This is a genomic window from Nocardia sp. NPDC057440 (assembly GCF_042802915.1).
Taxonomy (GTDB): Bacteria; Actinomycetota; Actinomycetes; order Mycobacteriales; family Mycobacteriaceae; genus Nocardia.
Genome location: NZ_JBHVDF010000002.1, coordinates 654,076 through 670,186, shown reverse-complemented (window position 1 = coordinate 670,186; position 16,111 = coordinate 654,076). Strand labels below are relative to the sequence as shown.

General features: G+C 64.0%; 17 protein-coding genes. 8 read left to right on the top strand and 9 right to left on the bottom strand.

What is annotated here, in order from left to right; translation table 11 throughout:
- The first annotated feature begins 42 nt into the window (after positions 1–42).
- The gene (locus tag ACFU4Z_RS06415) at positions 43–1,008 is read left to right on the top strand and encodes a sigma-70 family RNA polymerase sigma factor (protein ID WP_379060250.1); all 966 of its coding nucleotides are present in this window, start codon (positions 43–45) and stop codon (positions 1,006–1,008) included.
- A gap of 68 nt (positions 1,009–1,076) precedes the next feature.
- Here ACFU4Z_RS06415 and ACFU4Z_RS06410 read toward each other — a convergent pair whose 3' ends face one another.
- Together ACFU4Z_RS06410 and ACFU4Z_RS06405 are read right to left on the bottom strand one after the other, a co-directional pair.
- Positions 1,077–1,901, bottom strand: a complete 825-nt coding sequence (locus ACFU4Z_RS06410; protein WP_379060248.1) for a phosphotransferase family protein — start codon at positions 1,899–1,901, stop codon at positions 1,077–1,079.
- A gap of 124 nt (positions 1,902–2,025) precedes the next feature.
- Entirely contained in the window at positions 2,026–3,153 is a 1,128-nt protein-coding gene (locus ACFU4Z_RS06405; protein WP_379060246.1) for a helix-turn-helix domain-containing protein, read from the bottom strand.
- Positions 3,154–4,250: 1,097 nt separating this feature from the next.
- Between ACFU4Z_RS06405 and ACFU4Z_RS06400 the strand changes: the two genes are divergently transcribed.
- From ACFU4Z_RS06400 to ACFU4Z_RS06385, 4 genes are read left to right on the top strand one after another with little or no spacing between them, the layout of a single operon-like run.
- Positions 4,251–4,568, top strand: a complete 318-nt coding sequence (locus ACFU4Z_RS06400; RefSeq protein WP_379060245.1) for a hypothetical protein — start codon at positions 4,251–4,253, stop codon at positions 4,566–4,568.
- The gene (locus ACFU4Z_RS06395; protein ID WP_379060244.1) at positions 4,565–4,756 is read left to right on the top strand and encodes a hypothetical protein; all 192 of its coding nucleotides are present in this window, start codon (positions 4,565–4,567) and stop codon (positions 4,754–4,756) included. The genes ACFU4Z_RS06400 and ACFU4Z_RS06395 overlap by 4 nt, the downstream gene beginning before the upstream one ends.
- A 29-nt stretch (positions 4,757–4,785) precedes the next feature.
- Positions 4,786–5,322, top strand: coding sequence for a hypothetical protein (locus ACFU4Z_RS06390; RefSeq protein WP_379060243.1), 537 nt, complete (start codon positions 4,786–4,788; stop codon positions 5,320–5,322).
- Between the two features lie 57 nt (positions 5,323–5,379).
- Positions 5,380–6,537, top strand: coding sequence for a hypothetical protein (locus ACFU4Z_RS06385; RefSeq protein WP_379060241.1), 1,158 nt, complete (start codon positions 5,380–5,382; stop codon positions 6,535–6,537).
- 150 nt (positions 6,538–6,687) lie between these two features.
- On the opposite strand, the gene ACFU4Z_RS06380 is transcribed toward ACFU4Z_RS06385, so the two are convergent.
- Together ACFU4Z_RS06380 and ACFU4Z_RS06375 are read right to left on the bottom strand one after the other, a co-directional pair.
- Positions 6,688–7,479: a DeoR/GlpR family DNA-binding transcription regulator gene (locus tag ACFU4Z_RS06380; protein WP_379060240.1), complete on the bottom strand. Its 792-nt coding sequence runs from the start codon at positions 7,477–7,479 to the stop codon at positions 6,688–6,690.
- Positions 7,480–7,612: 133 nt separating this feature from the next.
- A complete protein-coding gene (locus ACFU4Z_RS06375; RefSeq protein WP_379060238.1) occupies positions 7,613–8,197 on the bottom strand; it encodes a TetR/AcrR family transcriptional regulator in 585 nt (194 codons plus the stop codon).
- Positions 8,198–8,285: 88 nt separating this feature from the next.
- On the opposite strand from ACFU4Z_RS06375, the gene ACFU4Z_RS06370 reads away from it, so the two are divergent.
- The gene (locus ACFU4Z_RS06370; RefSeq protein WP_379060237.1) at positions 8,286–9,434 is read left to right on the top strand and encodes an FAD-dependent monooxygenase; all 1,149 of its coding nucleotides are present in this window, start codon (positions 8,286–8,288) and stop codon (positions 9,432–9,434) included.
- A gap of 83 nt (positions 9,435–9,517) precedes the next feature.
- Here ACFU4Z_RS06370 and ACFU4Z_RS06365 read toward each other — a convergent pair whose 3' ends face one another.
- Complete coding sequence (locus tag ACFU4Z_RS06365) at positions 9,518–10,171, bottom strand: TetR/AcrR family transcriptional regulator (protein ID WP_379060236.1); 654 nt, start codon at positions 10,169–10,171, stop codon at positions 9,518–9,520.
- A gap of 407 nt (positions 10,172–10,578) precedes the next feature.
- Between ACFU4Z_RS06365 and ACFU4Z_RS06360 the strand changes: the two genes are divergently transcribed.
- The gene (locus ACFU4Z_RS06360; protein WP_379060357.1) at positions 10,579–10,911 is read left to right on the top strand and encodes a dihydrofolate reductase family protein; all 333 of its coding nucleotides are present in this window, start codon (positions 10,579–10,581) and stop codon (positions 10,909–10,911) included.
- A 310-nt stretch (positions 10,912–11,221) separates the two neighbouring features.
- Positions 11,222–12,307 (top strand): hypothetical protein, encoded by a 1,086-nt coding sequence (locus tag ACFU4Z_RS06355; protein ID WP_379060234.1) that lies wholly within the window; start codon positions 11,222–11,224, stop codon positions 12,305–12,307.
- 12 nt (positions 12,308–12,319) lie between these two features.
- On the opposite strand, the gene ACFU4Z_RS06350 is transcribed toward ACFU4Z_RS06355, so the two are convergent.
- The 4 genes from ACFU4Z_RS06350 to ACFU4Z_RS06335 all read right to left on the bottom strand — a co-directional run bounded on the left by ACFU4Z_RS06350 (position 12,320) and on the right by ACFU4Z_RS06335 (position 16,084).
- On the bottom strand, positions 12,320–12,703 hold the full coding sequence (locus ACFU4Z_RS06350; protein ID WP_379060233.1) for a hypothetical protein: 384 nt from the start codon (positions 12,701–12,703) through the stop codon (positions 12,320–12,322).
- Positions 12,704–12,985: 282 nt separating this feature from the next.
- Complete coding sequence (locus ACFU4Z_RS06345; RefSeq protein ID WP_379060231.1) at positions 12,986–13,927, bottom strand: carbohydrate ABC transporter permease; 942 nt, start codon at positions 13,925–13,927, stop codon at positions 12,986–12,988.
- Positions 13,924–14,832, bottom strand: a complete 909-nt coding sequence (locus tag ACFU4Z_RS06340) for a carbohydrate ABC transporter permease (RefSeq protein ID WP_379060229.1) — start codon at positions 14,830–14,832, stop codon at positions 13,924–13,926. The genes ACFU4Z_RS06345 and ACFU4Z_RS06340 overlap by 4 nt, the downstream gene beginning before the upstream one ends.
- 1 nt (position 14,833) lies before the next feature.
- Complete coding sequence (locus ACFU4Z_RS06335) at positions 14,834–16,084, bottom strand: extracellular solute-binding protein (protein WP_379060227.1); 1,251 nt, start codon at positions 16,082–16,084, stop codon at positions 14,834–14,836.
- Positions 16,085–16,111 lie beyond the last annotated feature (27 nt).

Genomic DNA, 16,111 nt, shown 5'->3' with positions numbered 1-16,111 from the left:
GACCGACGCGAACCGAGCTCCGGCTCGGTAGGTTGTGCACCCATGACGATCGGTGCGGACTTCGCGGCGCGGACGATGCCCTACCGCCCGGAGCTGCTGGCGCACTGCTATCGGATGCTCGGCTCGATCCACGACGCCGAGGATCTGGTGCAGGAGACCATGTTGCGCGCTTGGCGGGCCGCGGACCGCTTCGACGAGCAGCGCGCCTCGATGCGCACCTGGCTGTACCGGATCGCGACAAATGCCTGCCTGACCGCGCTCGAGCAGCGCGGCAGGCGGGCACTGCCCACCGGGCTCGGCGGACCGAGCGCGCAGCTGCCGAACCGTCCCGAGAAGCACCCCGAGATCTCTTGGCTGGAACCGATTCCCGATGCGCTGCTCGGCACGTCGGCCGACGACCCGGCGACCGTGGTGGCCGCACGCAGCGGCATCCGGCTCGCGTTCATCGCGGCCCTGCAATATCTGCCTGCCCGCCAACGTGCGGTACTGATCCTTCGTGACGTGCTCGCCTGGTCGGCGGCCGAGGTGGCCGACCTCCTCGAAACCTCCCCCGCCGCAGTCAACAGTGCGCTGCAACGCGCACGCGCCCAGCTCGACAAGGACGCCCCGATGCTCGATCGCATGTCGGAATCCCTGAGTCCGGCCGAACGCGCGATGGTCGACCGCTACATGTCCACCTTCGGCAATGCCGACATGGACGAATTCGCCAAGCTATTGCGCGACGACGTGACACTCGAAATGCCACCCGCCCTGATCTGGTTCGCCGACCGTGCCCACGTCGTCAAGTTCTACGCCGCCAGGTGCGCAACGGACCCGAGCCAGTGGCGCGCCATCCCGACGGCAGCAAACACACAGCCGGCCGTCGCCTACTACCTCCGCGACGAAACCGGTTGCTACCGTGCGCATTCCATCCATACCTTCACGCTGAAGGACTCGGTGATCCATCGAATCACAGTCTTCGTGGACCCAACCCTCTTCCCCCGCTTCGGCCTGCCCGTGGTCCACTGACCACTGAGGTCAGCGATCGCAGCGGCGACACCGGAGCAGCGGGCTGCTCAGCGTCTGTCATAACGTGCTTACAGAATGCGCCACGTGGTCGGGGCATCGGCGCGCAACGCCTCGATCCTTCGCAGGACCTCGGCGGCGGTGGTCGAGCCTGGAGCCGACTTCCGGGCGTTGGTGGTGATCATGCGCAGTTCCCGAAGATCTCGCAGCCATGCGTAGCCCGGCCATTCCCGGATATCGAGCCCATATCCGCGACAGAACTGCTGGTACTCGTCGGGTGGATGATCGAAGCGGCGGCAATGAACTTCGATCGTGACGAGGTCCCATTCGGGCGGACCTATCGCAGCGTTCTCCCAGTCGCACAATACGGCTCGTCCGGATTGCTGATCCCATAGCGCATTTCGATGATGCGCGTCGCCATGGATCACACCGGAGGACAGCTCGTATCGAATCTCGGGTGCCTGCAGGGCCAGTTCTTCTTTTCGGGCGTGCAGCAGCGCGCGATCACCGGCCGACAGGATGGTGCTGGTGTCGATCGAGTTACCAATCGCGACGAGCGTATTGCGAATTTGATTCTCTAACAGTCGGATCGGCGGTCCCGTCGAAACCGAATGAAGCTTGGCCAGTGGCTCGGCAAGGTCTGCTGCGCTGACGATTCCGCTTTGGTCGAGATAACGCCAGAAGGTGACCGGACAACCTGCGATCTGGAGAGGCTGATCGGTGTCGATAAGAGACACGGTCGGCACCGACTCCCGCTCGAGCCATCGCACAAGTCCGACAACATCGATGTGCCCGTTGTGATCGGGCCTACCGATCTTTACAACCACTGGCGTGCTGGCGAGCGCATAGACGGCGTTGGTGTGGTGACGCAGCAAGTTTGCGCCGCCTGCATCCAATCCGGCTATACGGCAAGAGGATTCGAGGACAACTCGTGTTCGGGCGGGGGTGAAGGCGGATTCGGTGAGACGAGCGGGTTCGATGCTTCCCCGTGTCATTGTGCAGTCTCCGTGCTGACGAGTTTCACCAGCCACCGCGCCCGCTGAGCATCAGCTCAATCTCAACAACCCGCCGCTCCAACCGCGCTGAATGAATACCATCCGCAGCCGTCCGAGCTGCCCCGATCGTCTCCTGCGCCGCGTCGAAATCCCGGTTCCGCGCATACGACTCCGCCAACCAAGTCTGATAGAGCGCGACCTCCCGCGCTCTATCCTTCGGATAGCTGTCGATCGCCTGCTGCAACAGTGGCCGGGCGCGCGACGAATCGCCGAGTTCAACGAAGCACCGACCCGCCATCACGTCGATTTCGGACCGGTCCACCCAGTACACCCATTCAGGTTCCTCGACGCCAGCTATCCGACCCTCGTAGGTGTCGTCCACGATGTCGAGGGCGCGCATCGCCCCGTCACGATCACGGGCGCGCGCCGCGGCCCACGCCACTCGCTCGGTAAGCAGCGCGGCCACCACCGGCGTCGCCCCGTGCGCTCCTCTGACCGCGGTCCGGGCAAGAAGGACTGCATCCTCCGGCTGGCCAACGTTCGCGATCTGATAGCTCAAGCTCGAGAGCAGTTGGCCGGTGAGTACGCGATCCCCCGCCTGACTGGCCGCTTTCGCTCCGTCCAAGTAGGTGTGTTGGGCGTGCCCGTAGTACCCGGCATCGCTGGCGACCCAGCCGACGAGCTGTGACAGCTCGCCGGCCGCCACCAGGAGGCGACGGCCGATGTCGTCGGTATAGCTGCATTCGTTGATGACCGTTCGGAGGTCTTCGAGTTCCTTGATGACAAGCGGAAACAGGTCCTTGCCGCCGACCGTGTCGTCGAGATGGCGAAGGTCGATGACACGCTGCTCAACGTCGTTCGCGAGCGAACGCCCAACTCGGCGCCCTACCGCCGAGTGAGTGACCGGGGCGGAATCGGACACCAGCCACTCATGAGCCAGACGGATCGGGTCATCCGGCGGTGCCATCAAGGCTGATATGGGGATGTTCAACGCCCGCGAGTAAGCAACGATGTGCTCCGGCTTCACGTCCCGCTGATCATTCTCCAGCATCCCAAGCATCGATTTGGAGAAGTGAGTCCTGGCCGCGACAGCCGACAGGCTGACCCCTTGCGATTCGCGGGCCAGCCGAAGCAGAGAGCCGGGGTTATCCATGGATCTGCGGTACCGATCTGTGGACGTTTGTGGACGCTGAACTTGTTCTGTGTCAAGCCTTCTGACACGAGACTACTACTCAGTGCACGTCAGCGGCGTTTCGCTCAAGGGTCCCGACGCCGTGCACTGCGCCCGCAGCCTCATGTCGGCCGATTCCCGTGCCCCACATCGGCACGCCGACGTTTGAGGCCGGGCGTGCCCATCGCCGTCGAAACACGGGAGGTCGGCAGATGCCGAGCCAAGAACTACCGAAACGTACCGGGTTTGTCGGGCCGCAGGGGCCGGTCCGTTGCGATGTGCCGACTTATGTGATCGGGCAGTACCTAGAAGCCCTCCAGGCATGGGCGCCCCCTGTACGGCCCGGTGGCGGGGTGTCGTGTCCCCTGCCACTGATGCCAACCGAGGCGGTGCAATGACCCTTACCTGTCGAACTCGTCGGACTCGTTGCGGACGCAAATGGGATCCCAGCACCTTGCCCCGAGTTGCCGATGCCCCGGTCTCAGCCACCGACCACAACTCCGACCGCGACCCATGGGATTGAACTCAATGGAGCACATACCTTTTGGGGATACCCCGACATCCCGCTGCATCTTCTACAGGCGAGTATGCGATCTGCCCGCGACCGTCGACCCACCGAGCCTGGGCCGCATCATCATGAAAGCCACCCACGTCGGAGGGCTCACCATGCCCGCACCGCTGGGCCAATCGGTGAAACATGACATGAGTCAACGCGGAGCCGGCATCGGTCCGATCCTGTCGCATCCACGATCGAACCGCTGGACATTCTTGATCCGACCCGACATACCCGACGATGTGCCGTTGTTCGCTGATCTGTTCCGCCACAACGTATCTGTGGTCCGCGACGGCGGAACAGTGGCGTTGCCGTCACCGACCACGCAATCCGGAGCCATCAGGCAGTGGATCGAACCACCACATGACACCTTCCGCCCCTCCGGCCTCCTGGTCATCGAATCGGTTCGCGCGTGCGTGGGACCGCGCCGGGTGCGGGCGGTGTCACATGCCTGAATGCGGCTGCGGCCCTTCAATCACCGTCTCCATATCAGATATCGCTGCCGATCCGTCGAACAGCGAACCCCATGACTGCTAAAGCGATCGGGGTGCTACTACTAGATGTCAGCGGCCCGCACCTCTTGCGAGACGAACGCGTGATCACCGCGTTGGCCAACCGGCACGGCTACACCCTGATGCGGCTGGTCACGATCGCGCACGACACGTTCATGCCCACCGTTCTGATCGTCACCACAGCACACAAAATGGGCGCCTCCGCAATTATCGCGCCGAGCGCCGACCACATCCAGCACAACGCCCGGGCGATCGCAGTCGTGTGCGACCTGATCACCCCGACCCACCGGATCCCCCGCACATCCCCTGACCGACGAGGAGGCATGTCATGAACACCCCGGACAACGAATACACAGCTGCCCTCAAAGAGTTCCGCCGCGTCTCCGACGCGTTCCACAACGCGGGTGCCCCCCAAATCGGGGAGCTGGCCGACGGTTACAACGCGGCTGCGGCACGCCTGAAAGAGGCGGCAGCCCACCGGTGCAACACAGACGAGCCGACTAGATTCGATGCACCGTGACCCCAGACAGCCAACACGAGAGGAAGTCAGTGGACGACGAACAGATGACGATGGACCTCGGCGTACCTGTTGAGCAGACCGCATGGGGGAAATGGGTCGACCCACAGCGCCGCGCGGCACAAGCCCAGAAGTTCATGGACCACGCAGGCATAAACCGCATTCCTTCGGAGCCATGGCCGGAAGGTTCAACGGAGGTAAAACGCCTCGATCCCGTCGTCGCAGAGTTGTTTCCAGATATGACCGCAGCGACGGCCCCCGAGAATGCTGACATGACCGATGCTTTCATTTGTTTCGTGGGCGAGTGCTTTAACAGATTCGCTGGCGCTGAATGGATCGAATACAAATGGTTCGGTCGTGATTATTCATTTTATGATCACGTGAATCCAGCCCTGCGATTCGACACTTTAGACGAAGATGTAGACACAATATGGGGCCTGATCGAAAGCATGATCGAATACGACTCGGATGCCCATGACGGAATGTTCTCGACAATGGCTTCAATCTTCCGCGAATATGCAGGCTATCACCAAGAGAAGCTTGACAATGAAGCGTCGACCGCTCCGTAAGAGCCGCTGAGACTTTTTGACCATTACGTTTCGTGCACCGGGGGGGTGTGGCTATCTATGCCAGACGAATACGACAGAGACCGAGACCAGGTCCCGAACCATGAGCGCGGCAGGATATTTGAGAACGGCGCTGACCGATTCTTTCGCGACCACGAGAACGGGTATGTTCGGGGGTCTCGCGTATACGAAACTACGAAGGGTCGAATCCAGTTCGACCATGCCAAAGAAGCCCACGGGCAAACGTTCTCCATAGAAGACAAATCTGGTCGCATCGAAGGACAGAAAGACAAAAAGCAACTGAAGGCGTTGCGAGAGATCCTCAAGGACAATGACAAGCATCAGCATATGTTGCGATCTGTCGAAGGCGAGCCGGTAGCGAAGGATCTGCAAAAACTGATCGACGGCTTGATTCGTGATTTCCCTACCCAATTTCAGCACAAGGCGATATCGAGATCCGACGCCCGGGAAATCTGGGCGCGGGGTCTGGAGCTGGAACGAGGGAAACAGATCGAACTGCCCGGCGTCCGGGACAGAGCCCGAGCGGGAAAGGCTCAGGCCCTAGAGCTTCGGCGGGAGAGAATCGCGGAGCTGGCGAGAGCACGGGAGCGTGCCGAGAGGTTCCGCGCGATGGAAGTATTCCGCCAAGCCGCTGCACGTGGCCGGGCGGAAGCACCACAGCAAGTACAGGCCGAGCGTACTCGTCGGGCAGCCGAACCAGCCGTACTTGCCAAGCCAGCACGCGAAGCATCGGAAGCGGCGAAACGTGCCGAACGCGCGCGGGTTGAGCGGGAAGCCGCCGAACGAGTGGCGCGAGAGTTCCCGGTACCCAGTCAGCTCCCGGGGAGGGCCGTCGATGCTGAGGAACCTGATAGGGCACGGGCTGAGCGTGACACCGCCGAGAAGGCTCGCAAGGCACGAGAAGCGGAGCGTCCAGCTCCTGAGCAAGCTGAGAAGGCACGGGAAGCCGAAGCAACGGCGCGGGTACAACAACACCGGGAATTCTTTGCGGCGCAACGTGAACGGGCCGAGCGAGCGGGCATCTTGGATTCGGTACGCGTTGTGCAACTCCAGTGGGATCAGCCGGGGGAACATCGTCAGCTGGAACCGGCGGATCGGGGAGTTACCGACGCTAGTCGTCATCACCACGGGGCCAGGGAACGCGAACGTGTCGAGGAGCGAGAACGTCAGCGCACCCTTGGGCGCGAACCCGACTAGAAGGGTTTGGGGTGCTGCCCACTGAGACTACAAAGCCCCCAAAGCGCCGCCGACCACCTGCCGCCGCAGTGGTCCCCACGGCGTAGAACAGCCCGACGACCGAATGGTCGCCGGGCTGTGCCGAAGAAATCGAAAGCCGTCCGGAATCGGCTACACGACGTCCACCCGCACGCCTGCGGCACGGATCGTCGCGACGGCCGCGGGATCGGCAGCGGAATCCGTGACGAGCACATCGATCTGCTCGATGCCGCAGATCCGGGCCAGCGCGGATCGTTCCAGTTTGTCTGCGGTGGCGACCACCATGACGTAGCCGGAACGGCGCACCATCTCGGTCGTCACCCCGGCCTCGTCGATATGCCTGCATTGCGCGCCGCCCTCGGCGGAGATCGCGTTCACCCCGAGGATCAGCGAATCCAAGCGCAGCTCGGCCAGGGCGCGCTCGGCCAGCGGTCCGTGCAGCTCGTAGGATTCCCGGCGCGCCACCCCACCGAGGCAGATGGTGCGCAGATGCGGGCGCAGCACCATCTCGCCCGCGATATTCAATGCGTTGGTGACGATCGTGAGCAGATCGCCGCCGGCGTTCACCAGATCGGTGCGCCCCGCCAGCGCCCGCGCCACCGCCGTGGTGGTGGTGCCGCCGTTCATGCCGACCACCGCGCTCGGATTGACAAGTGTCGCAGCATGTTCGGCGATCCGCTGCTTGGCCTCGCCGCCGGTCTGCCGATAGCGCGCGGGCAGGTCGTAGGCCACGGTGGTCGCCACAACCCCACCATGCGTCCTGGTGGCCAACTGCTGCTCGGCGAGCGCCGTGAAGTCGCGGCGCACTGTCGCCGGTGATACGCCGAGACGTTCGGCGGCTTCTTCCACCGAGAGCCGCCCCGAGTCGGCGAGCAGCTCGAGCAGCCGATTCCACCGCTGCGGCCGATCTGTCGGTCCGGTCATCTCACCCGATCCCAGTCGAGCGGACGACCTGCTGTTTTTCCAGGCACGCGAACAATATGACCACAGGCACGCTGCCGACCGTAGAGATTCCGGACGGGTATTGCCAAGCTTGGCGACAACCACTCGGCCACTCTCACCCCTTTCCCGGCGTCGCCCGCATGCCGTCCAGCACGATCTCCACCACCCGATGGACGGCCTCGGCATACGACTCGTTCGCTCGGGTGTAGATCTGCAACGTCATCAGCGCGGCCACGTCCTCGGTCTGGATATCCGCGCGCACGGCCCCGGATGCCTTGGCCTGCTCGGTCATTCGCGCGACGAGGTCGACGACCTTGCCGCGCACTTCGCGCAGTCTCGGGTCGGCCTGAATCTCCGCGTGCAGCGCCGGCTCGATGGCCGCGGCAAGTCCGCCCACCTTTCGTTCCACGCATTCGCGCAGGAATCGGCGCAGCGCGGGCCACGCGTCGACCTCCTCCTGCCAGGAAGTGGCGGCGGTCTGCGCCAGGTCCGCGAGGTAGGAGTGGGCGGTCGCGGCGATCAGCGCGTCGCGGTCGGGGAAGTGCCGATACAGCGTGCCGACGCCGACGCCGGCGCGGTCGGCGATCTCTTTCATGGATACGTCGATGCCTTGTTCACGGAATGTCACCAGTGTCGCGGCGATGATCTGGTCGCGATTGTTCCTGGCATCTGCCCGCTTGGCCGGGGTCGTGGCACTCACCTCCCACATTAAGTGGACGAAATCCTTCCGCTTACCGTACCCTCTCCTAATCGGACGAAATTCGTCCGCTTATCCGGAAGGCGTTGCCATGAACAAGACGGTTCTGATCTCGGGCGCAGGCATCGGCGGCTCGACGCTCGCGTTCTGGCTGGCCCGCAGGGGCTTCGAGGTCACGGTGGTCGAACGGGCCGCTGGAGCGCGTTCCAGCGGCAATCCCGTCGACGTCAAAGGGCCCGCGGTCGACGTGGTCGAGCAGATGGGCGTCATGCCGCGACTACGCGCGGCCCGGTCCGATGTCTCCCGGATGAGCTTTGTCGACAGCCGCGGCCTTCCGGTCGCGCACGTCGACCTGAAGGCCTTCCAGGGGTCGGCCGGTGCGCGCGAAGTCGAGGTGCCCAGAGCCGATCTCGCGAACATCCTGCTCGACGCGGGCCGCGAGCAGTACGAGCTCCTGTGGAACGACACCATTACCGATCTCGCCCAAGACCCCGACGGCGTATACGTCACCTTCGCCGCCGCGCAGCCGCGCCGATTCGACCTCGTCGTCGGCGCGGACGGACTGCATTCCGCGGTGCGGCGCTCGACCTTCGGCGCGGAGTCCGAGTTCCTCGCACACCAGGGGATCTACGTCGCGACACTGCGGATCGCCGAACCCTTCGGCAGCGACAGGGAGGTCCTCATCTACAACACACCGGGGCGGGCCCTGGCGGTGCACCCGACGCGCGGCCGGGCGGTTGCCGCATTCATGTTCCGCCACCGAGGCATTCCCGGCTACGACCACCGCGACACCGAGCAGCACAAGCGGACGCTCATCGAAGCGTTCACCGATCAGGGCTGGCGAGTGCCCGAACTGCTGGACCGGGTCCGCGACACCGATGACCTGTTCTTCGACTCCGTCAGCAAGGGCGAGTTGCCGCATTGGTCCGACGGGCGCATCGCGCTGCTCGGCGACGCCGCCTCCTGCGTATCGCTGTTCGGCGACGGCACCACGCTCGCCATCGCCGGTGCCTACACCTTGGCGGAACCACTCACGGCCGATCCCGGCGATCACGAAGCCGCCTTCCGGAACTACGAGCGGCAGCATCGAATATTGGTGGAGCCCAAGCTCAATGGCGTCACCGCCGCGGCGGCCCTCCTGATCCCCGCGACCAGAGCCGGGATCGCGATCCGCAATGCCGCCACCCGGGTGCTGCCCGCGGTCACCGCCGTTCGCGGCCTCCTGCGGCCCGTGGCATGACAGCGGACCGCTCAGGTACGGCTCGGACAGGTCGAGCGACTTTCCGGTGCTGGTGCGCGGCCGACTTCACGGTGGAACAGAAATCAGTTCAAGGCAAGTCCGGAATTGACGAAATACGCGATCTCCTCGCATATCTCATCCAGTGAGATCACCGTATCGGGCAGTGTGTGTACCACCAGCTCCTGCGCAAGCGAGTTCACCGCGCCGATCACCGCGAGCGCGAACAGATCGAAACGCCGCGGCTTCGTTTCGCCCCGTTCGACCGCGCGTTCCGCTTCGCTCATCAGCAGTGCCGAAAGCAGGCGTCGCTGCTGCCTGCGCCAATCCTCCACGGCCGGACTGACTCCGACCACCTCGACATAACAGACCCGCGCGGCGCGCTGATCGTGGCAGGTCACTTCCAGATAGGCGCGGATGCCGTCGACGACCCTTGTCGAGAGCGGTTCGCCCTGCGCCTTTTCCAATGCTTCCAATGCTCGCTCGACCGCATGCGAGGTAACGCGATTGACCAGCGCGATCAACAGAGCCTCGCGGCTGCCCATATCTTCGTAGAAGCTGCGGGTGGAAACGTTGGCGGTGGTGCACAACCGCTCGATCGGGGTCGCGGCATAGCCATGGGTGCCGAACAACTCCAGCGCGGCATCGACGAGCCGTTGCTGCCGCTGCGCTACCCGCTGCTCCTTGGACAAGCCGCCGTAACTGCGACCGTCTCTTGGTTCGTCATCCTGCCGTGCCACGCTTCGATGCTACCGGGCAGGCGCGGCCGAACCTCCGCGCGGACATCCGGCTGAACCCGTCGGCGCCGGGGGTGCGAACCGGCTACCGCTGCCGCCCGATGGCCTACCCGGCAAGGGCTTGGGCCTTGGGCGGCAACAGATCTGAGAGACCCTGCGCGAACTGCGGCTCGGCCACGGCGCTGACCGGATCTGACGAGCCCGCAGGATCTCACCCGGCTGCGCCTGCGCGACGCCGCCGGCTGACGGCCGGAAGAAGTCGTCGAGTTCGGGCGGCAAGGTGAGCAGAGGCGCGGGACCTCGATCGATGCGTCCGGCAGGGCTTGTCGCCGTTCCGGATTCGTCCGCGCCACTTGACACCACTCCATCTGTAGTACTATCTTTCAACCAGTTCACGCAGAGTACTACAACTGAGGTGGTCAAGATATGCGGACGCTTTCGTCTTCTCCACCACCCTGGAACCCGTCGACAACCCGCACGTGGAGATCGTCGACACCGATCCGGTCGAGCTGGTGCGGCGGCTGAAAAAGGAAGAGGGCCTGAACATCTGGCTCTGCGGTGGCGGCAACCTGGCCGGACAGCTCATCGACGAGATCGACCAGCTGATCATCAAGAGCTACCCCGTGATCGCAGGCGACGGCGTGCAGGCCTTCACCGGCAACTTCCAGCCGACGCAGTTCACGGTCACCACGTGCCAGGAGTTCAGCAGCGGCGCGCAAGTCACCTGGTTCGACCGCGCCTGAGCCCCGCGACCCACCAAGGTTACGGCACAACCGATTTCACGAAACCCTTGAAAGGCGGTACCCATATGCGAAAGCAGCACAACACCTTCCCCGCGTGCGAGGCAGCAGGGCGTGAGGGCCGTTGATTGGGTACAGGCTGGCACAGTTCGTCAAGGACATAGCCGATGGACTACGCACCCGCCAGGTACAACGCATAAAAGAGCACCTATCCAACACCTACAGAGGCCCGATAGGCGCGGACGGTCTTCGGGCTGTCAACCATGAGCATGGTGACGGCGACGCGTCGGCCGCCGAACGGCTGACACACGCCATGGACGGCACAGGCCCGGCCCGCGTTATCCGGCAGGATGTCGATGCGGAGTCGCACGCCGGCGATGCCGGTCCCGTGCAGAACCTGTGCCTCCCGCCGCCGGACCGAGCGATGTTGGCCCGGGCCAGACAGAAACTCGAAGTCGAACTGAGGCAACGATTCGGTGAGAATGGACCGACCGCCGAAGACTGGGGCGTCCTATCCAGCGGGCGGCTGTCCCGGCTGGAGCAATACGCCATAATCGACAGAAGAATCGATGAAACAGCGGCTTCGCTCGGCCGAGACAGCGCCGAGGTGCGTGCGCAGATGCGACGAGAACTGAAGGCCGCGGTCGACGGGAAGCCGATCGCTATCCGTGTCCGTGAGGACAAACTTGTGGCCATCCTCGAGGAAGGGCGAATCAGGGGCCTCCGCAACCCGGACGGCGATCGCGCCCATGCTGAAGCCGAGTGGTTCGGCCCACGGGTCCACGAAGACCCACCCGTCTACGGATACGTTGCCGTGGATGGGGTGCGCCCATCGCAACCAAGCATCATCGATGCATTGTCGGAGCTCGACTACGGCGACCATCAGATCTACCTGAAGCCAGAAGAGGTGCGGTCACGAACAACCATCACGGTAGGTGACTCGATGGTGGAAAGGGAGAGTTCAATACCCTCACCCTTGGACAATCCGTCGGAATATTCCTATGGCGCCGGAATGCACGGTATCGCGCCCATAGGCCGCGACTATCTCGGAGCAGATTTTCGCTCTAACGGATTCATCGAAGCCCAGATATCTAGTGTCACAACCGCAGACATCGATTTCATTGGGTTGCACCAGCCACCCGGTGCAGTATTGCGACAGGCGCTGGACCAATCCGGGATAGAATGGCGAATTCTCGACAATCGCACGATTGCGGCGGAGGGCAGCGCCGCAGAACGAGCATCCGCAATCGAACGGACGAATCAGGACCTGGAGCAGGTTCGCTCTGCATGGCCCGCTGTGCGCCAGCATTTCCCATCCCTCGAAGCCCAGCTGTCAAGCGACCTGCACGCACTGCGCGATTCCACCGCAGGTGGTGGACCGGGCGCAGTTTCCGGATAGCTTCACCGGATATCATCCACGAAGAGGGGGTTGCACCGCGACCGCGGCGGCGGTCAACAGCTTCTCCTGGGTCTTCCACGGCAGATGCTCGTAGGTCTGCCACACCAAGATCCCGGCCCGCGCAGGCAGTTCGGCGGCGTTCCGTTGTTCGAGGGTGCGCCGGGCGCACAGGTTCGCGGTGGTGAGGGCGAGGCTGAGTTCGTCAAGCAGGCCGCACAGCAGCCGGAACCACACCCCGGCGTGGACAGCACGGCCGGGCTGTCGCACCGTCCCGGCCGTCAATGCCTGGTGGGTGTAGTTCTCCGGGGTCGCCAGCGGCTCTGAGATTGTAATCGGTTCGGGGTCTTGGTCTTTCAGTTCGATCGCGATCCGGATGAAGTTGCCGGCGGATTCCAAGCGGCAACGGTGTTCAGTGCAGCCCACCGTGAGCGGCCCGTAACTCCTTAGCGTGACTTTTCGCGAAGTTGGGCCAGCGATGCCGGCTAGCAACGGAGAACCAGCTGCCGCGCAATGCATTTCGTAATCGAAGGCTCACCCGCGGGCGCTGAGCGTGACTTTTCGCGTCACTGGCCCTCACGGGCCGAAGAAGTCCATACCCCGCACCCGGACAGCTCGCCACCGACACCGAATCGCCGCGACCGAGTGCTACCCGGCCGCGGCGATTCGTGGTGTGATCCGCTACTTGACGCTGCCCGCGGTGAGGCCCGCCACCAGACGCTTCTCGATGAACGCGAACAAGATGACCACCGGAATGATGCCGACGGTGGAGATGGAGAACACGTACTGCCATGCGGTGTCGTACTGTCCAACGAACTTCGTCAGCGCCACCGACAGCGGCTGATTCTCCGGGGTGGTGAGCACAACCAGGCTGGCCGCGAACTCGTTCCAGCAGGCGACCACGGTGAAGATCGTCGCGGTGACGATGCCCGGCCACACCAGCGGCAGGCTCACCCTGGTCAGGATCTGCCACCGGTTCAGGCCGTCGAGCTGTGCGGCTTCCTCGATCTCGACCGGAATCGCGGCGAAGAAGCTGTGCAGAATCCAGACCGCGAACGACAGGTTGAACGCGGCATTCACCAGGATCATCGCCAGCCAGGTGTCGTTGATGCCGAGGGTGAAGAACTGCCGGATCAGGCCGGTCACCAGCACGGTCGGCTGCAGCATCTGGGTGATGAGCACCAGCCCGAGGAATGCCGCCCTCCCGGGAAAGCGATGGCGGGCGGTGTAATACGCGGCCGGAACGGCCACCACGAGCACCAGCACGGTGGCGAAGACCGAGATGACGATCGTGCTGACCATGTTGTACGGCAGCGGCGTCTCCGGTGTGTCCCACATCGTGCTGTAGTTGCCCGGATGCCAGGACTCCGGCAGGTATGTCGGTGGAATACGCAGGATTTCGGCCCTGCTCTTCAGCGACCCGAGCACCATGACGAGGAACGGGATCAGGAAGATCGCGGCCACCAGCACCCCGACCGCGGTGAGCTCCCAGCGTCGCCGCTTGCCGCGCCCGGCCCTTGTCGACCGAGGCGCTGCGGTGGGCGGGATGTCGACGCCATCGATAGGGATATCGGCCTGTGCCGTCATCGCCTCGCCCTGCCCTCGGTGCTGCCGCGCGCTCATCCGTCGACCTGCTGCGTCGGTTTGACGACCTTCACGTAGATCGCGATGATCACCACGATCAGCGCGAAGTTGAGCACGCTCATCGCGGCGGCGGTGTCGATCTGCTGGTTCTGCCGAATCAGCTTGAACGTCAACGTGGTCGTGGTGTCGGCGGAGAAGCCCGCGATGCTGCCGGTGATCACCTGCAGAATCGGCAGCGAATTGAACACATTGATGATGTTGATGATGGTGGCCACCGCGATCGCCGGACGCAGTTGCGGCAGGGTGAGATACCGGTAGCGCTGCCATGGACTTGCGCCGTCGACCCGGCCCGCCTCGCCGATCTCCGCCGGAATCCCTTGCAGCCCGGCGAGAATCGTGTAGGTAGTGAACGGAATCGAGACGAATACCGCGACCCCCATCGCCACCAGGAAGGCCGGGAGCGGCTGTTTGGTGAAGCCGTAACCACGGTCGAGTAGCCCGATGTCGACGAGGAAGCGGTTGGCGATGCCGACGTCGGGGTCGAGCATGTAGTAGAAGATCGTCGTCGTCATCACCACCGAGGCCGCCCACGGCACCAGGATCGCCATGCGCACCGCGGTGCGCCCCGGAAAGTCCTTGTTCAGGAACTGAGCCAGTGCCGCGGAGAGCACCAGGGTGATCAGCACGACGCAGACCACCCAGATCACCGTGTGCAACAGCACCGAGCCCAGTTCACTGATGTCGAACAGATTGCGGTAGTTGGCCAGCCCGGCGGAGCCGCGATCCTGACCGTAAGCGCTCAGGTCCCGGGTGCTCGTCCAGACCATGTAGCCGACCGGAAAGGCGACGATAGCCGCGATCAACACCAGGGAGGGACCGAGCCACGGTATCGCCCGCAGCACGCTCGCCCGCCCGGACGGCACCTTGGTTCCTGTGCGCCCCACGCTATTTCGCGGCTTCCTGGATGCGCTGCAGCACCTGCGCCGGGTCCGCGCCCTGTGCGATGGTGCCCATCTGCTGACGGATGGCGCCCTGTGCCGCAGCCCATTTCGGGTTGTTGCTCGGGTAGAACTTGGCCACCGGCAGCGTCGCGGCGAAGGCCTTCGTCACCGGGTCACCGGCGAGCTTGGCGGCCGCGCTGTTGGTGATCGGGATGAAGCCCTCGTGCTGCACGAAGTTCGAGTAGGTGTCCGCACCGTAGAAGAAGTCGAGGAACTTCTTGATCGACTCGGTCTTCTTGCCGTCTTTCTTGAACGCCATCAGATGATCGGCGACGCCGAGGGTGACCGGCTCGCCGGACTTGGTCGGCGAGGGCGCGGTCGCGTACTGCAGGCCCGCGTTCTTCGACGCGATCTGGCCGATGGTGGGCGGCAGACCCTCGATCATGCCGATCTTGCCCTGAATGAAGGCGTTGATGACGTCCTTGCGGTCGGTGGCGCCCGGATTGGGCTGGGTCGCACCGGCATCGATGAGTTCGCGCATGGCACGAACACCCTCGAGGTTCTGCGGGGTGTCCACGGTGACCTTGTCGCCTTCGGCCCAGTTGCCGCCCGCGCCGAAGGTCCAGATGGAGGTCTCGCCCTGGGCTTCCTCGCTGCCGAGGGGCAGACCGTAGCCGGAGACGCCGCCGCCGAGCGCCTGGATCTTCTTGGCCGCTTCGGTGAGTTCGGCCCAGGTCTTCGGCGGCGCGGCGACGCCCGCCTTGGCGAACAGGTCGGTGTTGTAGAACAGGGTGCGGGTCGAGGCGAACAGTGGCAGCGCGAACTGCTCGCCGTTCAGCGACGCGTTCTTGGCGAAGCCGGGCTGGATATCCGACAGCACGTTCGGGGAGACGACCTCCGATGCCCCGTAGAGCATGCCGTCACCGGCGAAGCTCGAATAGGCGTCGATGTTCAGGATGTCCGGGGTAGTGGACTTGGATTGCAGCTTGGTCCGCACCACGTCATTGATCGAGTTCCACGACTCCATCTGCAGGTTCACTGTGACGCCGGGGTTGGCCTTTTCGAAGTCGGCGATGATGCCGTCCCACAGCGCCTTCGTGCCGGTGGCGCCGTCGCTGTAGACGGGAGCCAGGAAGTTGATCGTGGAGTCGGAGTCGGCCGAGTCTTTCGAGCCGAACCCACAGGACGAGACGGCGAGGGCGAGGCCGGTGGCCATCGCGATCCCCGCGAGCACGCCGTGGAGTGGTCTTTTCACGAGCAGAACCTTTCAATCTTCACACCC

Excerpts from the sequence above, each read along its gene's own strand:
- ACFU4Z_RS06415 (WP_379060250.1), top strand. The coding sequence starts at position 43 with ATGACGATCGGTGCGGACTTCGCGGCGCGGACGATGCCCTACCGCCCG.
- ACFU4Z_RS06405 (WP_379060246.1), bottom strand. The coding sequence starts at position 3,153 with ATGGATAACCCCGGCTCTCTGCTTCGGCTGGCCCGCGAATCGCAAGGG.
- ACFU4Z_RS06400 (WP_379060245.1), top strand. The coding sequence starts at position 4,251 with ATGACTGCTAAAGCGATCGGGGTGCTACTACTAGATGTCAGCGGCCCG.
- ACFU4Z_RS06395 (WP_379060244.1), top strand. The coding sequence starts at position 4,565 with ATGAACACCCCGGACAACGAATACACAGCTGCCCTCAAAGAGTTCCGC.
- ACFU4Z_RS06385 (WP_379060241.1), top strand. The coding sequence starts at position 5,380 with ATGCCAGACGAATACGACAGAGACCGAGACCAGGTCCCGAACCATGAG.
- ACFU4Z_RS06380 (WP_379060240.1), bottom strand. The coding sequence starts at position 7,479 with ATGACCGGACCGACAGATCGGCCGCAGCGGTGGAATCGGCTGCTCGAG.
- ACFU4Z_RS06370 (WP_379060237.1), top strand. The coding sequence starts at position 8,286 with ATGAACAAGACGGTTCTGATCTCGGGCGCAGGCATCGGCGGCTCGACG.
- ACFU4Z_RS06355 (WP_379060234.1), top strand. The coding sequence starts at position 11,222 with ATGGACGGCACAGGCCCGGCCCGCGTTATCCGGCAGGATGTCGATGCG.
- ACFU4Z_RS06345 (WP_379060231.1), bottom strand. The coding sequence starts at position 13,927 with ATGAGCGCGCGGCAGCACCGAGGGCAGGGCGAGGCGATGACGGCACAG.